Genomic DNA, 10,579 nt, shown 5'->3' with positions numbered 1-10,579 from the left:
CTGATACAGCCTGCTCAAGCGCTTCTTTTGCCCATGGAGCAATGTCAGCTTCATCATTAAAGGCATGCTGCTTTCCATCACTTTGTACAGTCAATGCACGGAATAACATCACTGCAAATTCCGCACGGGTTACTGCCGCATTTGGCTTGAAGGTTTGATCCTTGTAGCCAACCACAAAACCTTTAGTCACTGCCTTGCGAATCGCAGCTTCTGCCCAGTGTCCGGCAATATCCTTCAATTCAATCTGGTTCTCTTGATTTCCGCCGGTGTTGCCACCGTTGTTGCCGCCATTGTTACCGCCGTTGTTGTTGTCAGGCGTTGTATCAACTACTGTAATCGTCAACACCTGCGGCTGTCCTGCGCTAAACTCAAACGTTAGCTTCGCAGTACCTTTTTGTAATTTCGCCAAGTAAGCCGTCGTAAACGTGATCCGATCACTATTCACAACAAAATCAGTTCCAGCCTGCAGCTGTGTACTGCCGTTCTTAATGGCTGTCAGTGTATTCCCTTTAAGCTCCAGCTTTATTGCAATTGCTTGCTGGTTGCTAGGGTTCAGATCAAATTCAGCAGCAGCTTTGCTGATTTCGCTATCCTGAACGATTGGTTTAATTTTGTTAAGAAGATCGGTCTTAACTTCGCCGTCTGCCATAATAGCGACAAAGTTGCGAGCTATAGCGTTATCGGCAGCTGATCCAGACGCGAGAGCCTTTGAAACGGCAGCGCTTGCCGATGCTTCAAGCATTTCATTGTATTTGCCTGCGCCTAACAGATATAGGTCGGTAAATGAACTTGAATTTTTTAATTGTCCACTTTCAACCTCAAAGGTGGATCTGGTGCTGTCTGATTCACGCGAGCTGTCAGATTCATTGAGCATGATTGATATTCCGATTCTTCCGTTCGTGAGCTCCGATGCAGGATTATTATGAACGGTATTAAACGGAATCTTTAAATCGTAAATAGTCGTTTTCGTATCTTCATCTCTCGTAATCTTTGCTGCGATATCAGTAATCGGAGCAGTCGGTGCATTGGCGCCTGTCGGACGAGTCCAAGCCCATATTACTTCTTTGTTGTCATTGGTGAGCGCGAACCCCAATTCATTCCGCGTAGTACTGTTGGTTGCAGGATTGCGTAAATCAATGCCTAACTGCAAATTATCCTCTCTCCAAATATTCCCTCCGGTTTGGCTATTAAAATGCACGTCGTCTGTAACGACAATGTATGCGTATAAATTGCTGTCGTCCCATGCGAAATGCGATCCTACGCTGAGGTCTTGCGGACCATCCCACGTCCCTGAAGTGACATAATCTTTGGTGTCCATTACAAATGCCGGAGTTGCAGCACTCTTTGCCGGATTTTCTGCACCTGCAGGACTTACCTTTTCGGCGTATGCTGCGTCAAATTTTGCCGTATAGGTATATGCTTTTCCGTCATCGAGTTGAAGTTTGAATGTGATCAGACCTGCAGCATAATACGGTAAATCTACGGTTACGGATTCGCCAGCCGCAAGCGCGTTAAATGTAATGGGAGTGAAATCTTTAGCATAAGAAGCCGGGGATACAATTGTTAATGTTCCGGGTGCAGAGGCTCTTCCTCCGACATTATACTTAACGTTGAATTGTTGTTTATCTCCGTTTTTGGTTAGGTTGAATACAAACGGTTCCGCCAATAAATCCGAGCCGTAAATGCCGTACGGATTGCCCGCCGGGGTGCTGTTTCTCAAGCCGGATGCGTAATAATTGTTGCTAAGCTCTACCGATGTGCCGCTATCGCGCAGCATGGCATACACATTATTATTCTGGCCGTTCTTGGACGGCTGGAAGTAAGAAGTGTATACATGGGCCTTACCGCCGTGGACATCAATACCCGGGTTGTTGCCGGGCAGCTGAGTGAAGTTTGCTTGCTGTAAGCGAACGATACCGTTATTTACGATCGCTCCCGCTACGGTCGGGCTTCCCCAGAACGCGCTGTTGTACAGGACTAGTTCAGCGTCTTGGTGGATTTTCGCGGTATTAGCTGCATCTCCCATTCTGACATACGCTCTATTCGGCTCCGTCGTGATGTTCGTATTAACCAATTCCGAGTTGATCGCGATTATTTTGGTGTGTTCGTCAGCGTCTTCCACATAGAGAGCATAGGTGGTTCCATCCGAACCGTGACCAATCATCGTCATTTTTCCTGGGTATGCGAATTCGCCGTTCCCCAGGTCTCTTTTCAGGAAGTGTATGCCGTATACCGAACCGAAAACGAAATTGTTGAAAATCGTTTGGTCTTCCACATCGGCGAATTTGAGCGCACTCATGTATCTTTGTACGAATCCGTACAAATCACCGGTAGGTGCCGAATATCCTTGGCCTCCCGGAAGTCTCAAAGCGTAGTGCGGATTGAATTGCATATTTCTAATAAATCCGCCTTCCGCGCCTCCTCCGACCCAGATGCCTGCTCTGAGGAGCGTGCCGCCTAAATAGTCTACATAGTGACCATCTGTTTTATAGGAAGCCAGATCTATTCCTTTATCCCCAATTGGGATCGTTAAATTGATTGCATATACGCCTGCGCCTTGTCCCTGTACCAAAAACGGAGTTTTTAGCGTTAGGTTAGGGTTGTCGAGATTGACGCTCGTTATATTCGTTTGCGCAATGTTAAGTCCTCTGAGCCCTGCGTTTGCCTTAAGCTGAATAAGAGAATTTCCGTTTTCTCCCTCAGCCCCGCCGGTGTACGCTGTAAAGATCGCCGTGCCACCGCCTTGTGTATGGTGCTGTACGTCCCATGTTCCTCTAAGTTCAACACCCTCGGGAACGATGACAGGACTATTCAGTCTATATCTTCCACCAGGTAAATAGATCGTACCGCCGCCGTGATTAGCTTTAATATAGTCAAGAGCTTCCTGCAGCTTTGCAGATATATCTACGGTCGGTGCGTTGCCGGTTAACGAGCGCGGGAAGTCAAGTCTAAGCACTGCGCTTGATGTCGGTCTAGGATGTACGTCAATATCTGTTTTTACGTCCTTCGGAATAGGTTCAAATAGATAATCAACATCATTAACGATTTGTACAGTCGTGTTTTTACCGTCAGCCTTAACGTCAAGTTTAAGGTTATCGATGTGAGCGGCAAGGTCAGCGCTCTCGATGTTAAGGTTATAACCTGAATTTACCGATTTGAATGTTCCGAAGTTTGCTCCAAAATGTGCATGTTTGTCTGCCTGTTTGAAATTGCTCTGACTGACTAATGCGCTTCCTCGGCCCAGGAAGTTCAGCGCATAATTGTCATATTCATCAAACGTGCTATCCTCAAAGGATATAACTCCGCCTCTGGCGTTGCTTACAATCGGACCTTTAAATGCAACTCCGTTGAATTGAACAGAAGTGTCGAAACGTTCGTTGAAATATACTGCTGTGTCGCCTCCGAATTCCGAGTTCGAGAGCAGCAGACCGAAACCGTTAACGTTGTCAATGTATATACCCGTTTGGCTGTCTTCGATTTTCAATCCATAGAATTGCGCGTTCGGTGCTTCGTCGCCCCCAGGTTCTCTTCCGATCCACATCCCCGTCTTATACCCGGAAATATTCAATCCCGAGACATATTCCCAATCTGATCGGTGCATCATGAATCCGGTAGCGTTCTCTCTTGTGTACGCTCTCGCATCCGCAAGAGACGGTGCGCCGTCAAGACCTGAATTTGCCCAGTATTTCGGATCAATGTCAACGTTCTCGATACGTCCGATATCTGTACAGGTGTGAACCACGATGCCCTTGTAGAGAGCCGTCATATTGCTGTTCACAACATAATGCATTTCGCTCGGCAGGGAAATGAATCCTCCCCACGCGTTTACAAGAGTAACGTTATCAAGCGTCACGCTGTTCCCGGTTCTCTGATAGAACGTCCACGGATACGGAATTCCTTTTATATCCTCAAATTCCCCTGTCTTCTGACCATCTGCGTTCCTCTTTTCAACAGTGGTAGTAGCATTTATATCTTGATTCGGATACCATACGGAAAGGTTCGTTACACCTGTGCCTTGTTCCATGTCTATGAATCTATCGGACACGTTAGCTACTTTTTTGCCGCCAGTCTGATTTTCTCTCTCGTCAGAGTCAACATACGTGTCATAATTGGCGGAATTATGTCCGGCATAGACTGCAAGAATAGTTCCGTCGATTTTACCATCGTAATCGTCCGCATCCGGATTATCCCATTCGCCACGGAGCTGTACGCCTGCCCGCAAATTTAAAACCTGTTTATATTCGTAGGTTGTACTGCCTGTCGTGCTTTGAACGCTTATTGTGCCGGTAGTTTCCGTGTAGAACGCAAAGGTTCCCGCCGGAATATATACTACGCCGCCGCCGTCATTATAAGCCGCATCAATCGCCGCCTGGAAAGCCTCTCTGTTATCGAAATCAACTAAGCCTTCCGCTTCTGCCATCTCTGCTGTTTTCGCACCGAAAGCGAGTACGTTAAAGTCCGATATCGCCCAATCTTTCGCGTCGTGTTCCTGAACGATTGCCGTTCTCATGTGTTTTGCGTAATCATATCGATCCGGAACTGTGAGCACAAAAGTTTTAGTCTTGGTTACAGGAGCGGCTACAGGACCTCTTTTTACCGTCGCCGTGAGCGTCACCTCGCCTCCGCCGTCCGGACGGTTTGTCGGTATCACGCCTGCAGTGGTTATAAGGGCAGCAGCGGAGGTCGTCCATGTAATATCCGTCATATTTTCACCCATGGACGGGAGAACTAAGTTCGTCGTCACATTAGTCTCAGAAGCATTTACGCCTTTGATTAAATTCCATGTCAGTTTATTCAACATATCGTTTACCGCTTCCTCGTCGGTTCCGGTCCCTGTTCCGCGAACGACGATATTAAATGTTTTAACAACGGGTGTTGCCGTTCCTTTGCTTACTGTCGCCGTGAGTGTTACGAATGTGTTCACTCCTTGACGAACTACTGCGCCGGTGTTGCTGTTGATCACCGTGTTATTGGTTGATGCCCACACAATGTTCGTATTCGATGAACCCGCCTTAGCAAGATTCAAATTGGTTTCAACCAGATCCTGTCTGGTATTCGTACCCTTGATTGCGTCCCAAGTCAGCGCATCCGAAACAAGTTTTACCGCTTCTTCATCCGTTGGAGGAATTTCGGTTATGCGTATGCTCTGTATGATTGCTCCGGCTGCACCGATCCGGAAGTGCGCGCCTTGGTTTTGTGCTCCTATCGCAAAATTAGCTCCGTTAAGCACACCCTTTGAAGTCACCCAAGCGTTTCCGCTTCCTGTGGCCGGAAGGCTCGCTGATCTATACGCTTCAAATCCAGAGAAGCTGCCGGGATATATGGTGTTATACTGCAACGAAATACCGCCCGCTGCGCTCGGTCTCCAGTAGGTGACCGCTAATTCGACCTTGTTTGCTTGCTTAAGCTTAAGGTCGTCTACAATGACGTACATAAAGTTGCCGATCTTCACAGCGTTTACGCCGCTTTGAGTGACTACATCCACTGCGGTACCGCCGTCTCCAATAAGGCTGATGCCTATGCCTTTGCCTTGTAGTCCTTTGTACGGTCCGGCCGGATCTCCACCGTCGCCGAAACCGCTTCCAATGGTATCGACTGCATCAAATGATTCAGGAACGTTGAAGTCAATGAACACTTCAGCAAGTTCGTTAGTCGTACTGGCTACTGTCAAATTGAAAATTTTATGAACAGGTGCTGCATTGCCTTTGGTTATTTTCGCCGTAAGGGTTACGGCTTTTCCTACGTCAGGGTCGCGAGTTACACTGCCAGTAGCGGTATTTATGATACCTGCAGGTTCAGCCGACCATTCTATAGCCGTTTCGTTCGCACCCGTTGTCTTAAGAGTCAACCCCGTTCTTACTTCGGATTGAATAACATTCGAATTCCTAATCGTGTCCCATGTCAGCTTATTAGCTGCGTCCGATATTGCTTGATTGTCGTCAAGATGCTCCACCTTAACTCTTGTATGCGTTCCTGCGAAAGGATATTGCGTATTTTGAGCCGTGCGTGCGAATGTATAATAGATGTTTCCTGTTGGTTTTGTAAATGTCGCAGTATAAACGCCTGTACCCAGAGTACCTGTCATCCAATCGCCGACCGCAGGAGCGTTACCAGTGGTGTTGATTGCGAACTGCACAGCCTGGCCGTTTGTTGGCGCTGCTGAAAATAACGTAACGTTGCCCATTGCCTCAACAGCTGTAGGAATAGGTTTCGGCGAATCCACGGTATTCTGAAAACGCGGGTTCTTTATATAGATGTCGCCTTGGGGTACGGAAGACCATTGCATTTGCAATCTCCCCGCCTGTACCGTATCCAAATGAACGGGATTGAAACCATTCGGAGAATTGGCTGCTGATAATTGCGCATAAACCGTAATCCATTCATTAACCTTTCCATTTTTGATTTCGTTAACATTAAGGTTAAGACGCGAATTGGTGTCAAGATTGTTACCGCCACTTGCCATGGCGATCCAGTTATTGCCGCTGAGCTTTAAAAGGTCCGAATGTGTAACATACATATCAAAAACAAAATATTGATTCGCATAAGCTGATAAATCCTGATTGCCGCTGCTGCTAACAAAGCGGGCATCCCAAAGCCGTTCAACACCGGCGCCTATTTTTCCAGCGCCCAACTTAACCGCGTTATTTCCGTCCGGCGCAATAGCGCTGCTTGTTCCCTCTTCTATATTAGGAAAATACGTCGCAACCCGGGCGTTAACCTCCGCCGGCACAGCTCTCACCGTCAGGGTAAACGTTTGTATAGCACTTGCATTACCCTTGGTTATTGTCGCCGTTAGTACGACGGTTTTGTCTACTTCCCTATTCAATAAACGATTTACGCCTCCGGTACTGCTTATTGCCGCATTGTCCGAAGCCCATGCTACGTTAGTTGTCCCTATTGTTGTCGGAAGACTGAGTTGTGATTTTACATCGTTATTCGAAGTATTACTGCCTTTAATCGCATCCCATGTCAGAGACGCCGCCGCCTCATTTACCAATGTTTGTTCGTCAATAGACGTTACAGTAATTCTTGAAGATGCGCCGATGAAGTTGTAGCTGTTGTCTGCTTTCGCCCGCGCAAATACATAATAAGTCTGCGCTGAAGGCAATGTCGCAAATTGATGAGAATAAACATTATCGTTTTTGCTTCCATCCACCCAGCCGGCTGCGGGAGCGATCCCATCTTCGCTTATTGCGAATTCCACAGCTTGCCCGCTAGCCGGTGCGTTCGCAGTTACTGTTTTTGTTGCTACATCAAGTGCGGGAGCCGTTGAAGGTGAAACCGGAACGCCTAGCTTACTTTTCTGGAAACGCGGGTTTTTTATGAAAACGTCAGTGCTAGGTACACTCGTATCCCATTGCAGATGCATGGCTAGTCTGGTTACTTTGTCTAACCAGGCGTCATTGAAATTCCCGGCTACGGCACTTGACGAAGATAACTTCGTATAGACCGTCGCCCATGTGCCCACTGCAGCATTTGTGACTCCGCTCAAATCAAGCTGGAGACGAGAATCGGCGTTGAACTTATCCGCAGCGGGATTACTGTCGCTTACGATGACGAGCCAGTTATTGCCTAGCATATTTTTAAAGCTCGCATTTGGAATATACATCTCGAAAACGAAGTATCCGTCCTTGTAAGCGGATACATCTTTTAGAGGCGCTACGCTCGGCGTGAAGAGGTTATCCCAAGGCCCCCCGCCCTTTGAGGTTCCGGTGTTTAAACTCCACGCTTTCTGTCCGTCCGGCGCATCGGCGTTTGTCGCCGTATTACCATCTGCCCCTGCATTTACGGTCAAAAGAGATACGTCATCTCCCCATGCCGCGCTGACTGCCATAAGCGGAGAAAACAAAGTAAATAGCATCGCTGTCACAAGTAAAGATGCTAATAATCGTCTTTTTTTCATTCTCAAATTTCCTCCATATATCCTATTTTTAGGTTTTGAAGAGATCCCATAACTCTTTCAAACTTCTTCACTTAAATACTAAATTCAAAACTTTCTATGATTTTATGTAGTGCACAAAAAAAGTGATCCTTTACACCCAATATGAACCCCTCATGTGTGGCCTGACAACACTTTCCCGCTTTTACGCTAGCTGCCGCATCACCTCTACTATTCCATATGTCCAGTCTTGTAAATGCGCACCCGTCCACAATTGACCCGATGTTAGCGTTTTCACGAGCTCAAAAAAATAACAAGATTCAAAGAGCGATAAGCGTACGTGCAAATAACGTAATCTCACTACTTCTTTTAACCCTGTAATAAGTTCCCGGAACACGATTTGTATATTGGGGACTTATCTTATCATACGAGTGTTGCAATAAAGTTCCAATGAGGCAGTCTTATCCTTTACGGGGGCAATATTAATTTAATGAAAACAGAGCGCCGTCTCGCTATACTTACATTTAATATATATCGAGTACGAGGAATAGGACGAGGTATCGTCCCCAATCACCATTCAACTTGTAATTTTCAAATCTACCAGTTCGTCAACCCCTGCCTCCTCGTTCCAATGAACTAGCTCAACCCTAGATTGAATTCAATCTTGATTTCAATCCTAAATTTCAATTCCTCCTGTAATCTTCTAAAGCAAATAGGCTTCACCAAAAAAACCACTTCAGATGAAGTGGTTTGAGTTAATAGTTTGGAGGTGCCTAGGGGGATCCTCACCCTGCTGAGCTAAAGGCCTGGATATAAAAACTCGATATTTCTTTCTTATGGGTGTGTTTTACCCTAAGTGGACTGCCGCAGGAATCGGTTTAATTACCATAGACATAGAAAACCCGCCTAAACAGTTTGATATCTGCTCAAGCGGGTTTTTCCATGAATCTTATCTATCGATTGAACCCAGCGTCTGTAGCATCCTGATCAATACAACCGCCGCTTGCGCGCGTGTCGTCTCCCCCTTCGGATCGAACGTATTTGCGCCCGTGCCTGTCATGATATGAAGCTTGACCATCAGGCGAACGTCCTCAAGATAGGCTGTATCCGCGTTTCCGATATCCTTGAAGCCATTAAGGCTCACCGGCTCTTTGGATATCGGCAACTGTTCAAGTCTCGCCACTGCTGCCAGCATATTAGCCATTTCCTCTCGTGTAAGCGGCTGATTAGGAGTAAAGTTGTTTCCCTTCACAAAGGCGAGCAGTCCGAGCTCTTTCGCTGTGGCTACCTCGCCGGAATACCACGTACCTGGTTTGACATCGTCATAAGGCGCCATGTCCGTATCAGATGTGCCGCGTCCAAGCGCCCGGACTAACATAGCAGTAAACTCTGCTCTGGTTACCGCTTTGTTGGGATCATACAATCCGCCGCCTACGCCTTCGACTAGACCTTTCGCGGCAGCAATATCAACATCAGATTTGCTCCAATGCTGCTGTACATCGGCAAAGCTTGCCGTGTTTTGTGCCACAACGTAGATACTATTTGAATAGGAGCTGATCTTCACAACCCATACGCCCTCAATCTGTTTCTTCTCAGCTGCCACAAACTCCAATTTCCTTGTCGTTACGTTATAGCGGAATGCACCCCATTGCGCAGGCATGCCTGTTACGCTCTTGGGCATCGGAATCACTCTTGTAAGCGCCTTGCTGAACTTATCTGCCGTTCCGATCGCTTGTCCCGTCTTGGTGTTTATGATTTCGATATGAAAATCTACAATCGCACCCATCGCTTGCCCATTCGGCAGGCTGTTTGCAAATACTGCTTGGATGTCCTTGTCGCCGGACTTGTCGGTTAGCGTGATTTTAAAGCTAATGTCATCGTTATTCACGTTATTCTTAGCTAGCAAGTCTTTCAGACCCGGAATGAGCGATGCCAGATTAACCGGCACTTGATAGCTACCGTAAAGGGTCTTAATCTCGATGAAGAAGGTAGCATTCTTGCCCTCAATGCTCGTCAAAATACTTGCTGGTATTCTGACATAGGCAACGCCGTCTTTTGGTGTAACTTCAAGAGTGACGGACGGCTTACTGCTGTCGATTTTTGCCGAGTCAATCATAATGCCGTTTTGGTCAATATACAAATGGGTTGAAGCAACAGGAGTAGTTCCACCACTACTGCTGCTATTAACAACCTGCGATACAGTAAATGTTACCGGCGTCATGCCTCCGGCCGACACTGTTACCGTAGCCCTATATGTCCCTGCGGCGAGTCCGTCATTCGCTTTTAACGTAAAGGTCGTCGAAGGCATCTMACCACTGAGCGTTGTCACCGTCGGCTGCGTAATCGTAAAGCTACCGGCGTTCGTACCGCCGAGCGCTGTCGCCAAGCTCGCCAAGTCGCCAGTTCCCGTTCGCGTCACTGTGACCGTTTTCGTTTCCTGCGTCCCCGATGCATAGCCCACAGTCAGCGCATTTAGCTCCTCATCCGACAACTTGCTAATCGCGTATGTAACAACAAACCTCGTATATTGGTCCGCTGCCGATGTCGCCGATGTACCGCCCGGCGTCGTTACCGTTACGTCTACCGTTCCTGCACTACCCGCCGGGGCGATGGCCGTGATTTGTGTCGCCGAGATCACCGTATAGGACGTCGCCTCCGTTGCACCGAACTTCACCGCCGTTGCACCGGACAGATTCGTTC

General features: G+C 47.4%; 2 protein-coding genes. Both read right to left on the bottom strand.

Translation table 11 applies throughout. The features are described 5' to 3' along the window. A partial coding sequence (locus AB4Z17_RS28550) for an immunoglobulin-like domain-containing protein (protein ID WP_441963572.1) occupies window positions 1–7,903 on the bottom strand: 7,903 nt, incomplete at its 3' end. A gap of 925 nt (window positions 7,904–8,828) precedes the next feature. Next, on the bottom strand, window positions 8,829–10,579 hold a 1,751-nt coding region (locus AB4Z17_RS28545), incomplete at its 5' end, for an S-layer homology domain-containing protein (RefSeq protein WP_441963570.1).

The organism is Paenibacillus sp. TAF43_2, from assembly GCF_052113545.1.
In the GTDB taxonomy this organism is placed as follows: Bacteria; Bacillota; Bacilli; order Paenibacillales; family Paenibacillaceae; genus Pristimantibacillus.
This window is presented reverse-complemented; position numbering and strand designations above follow the sequence as displayed.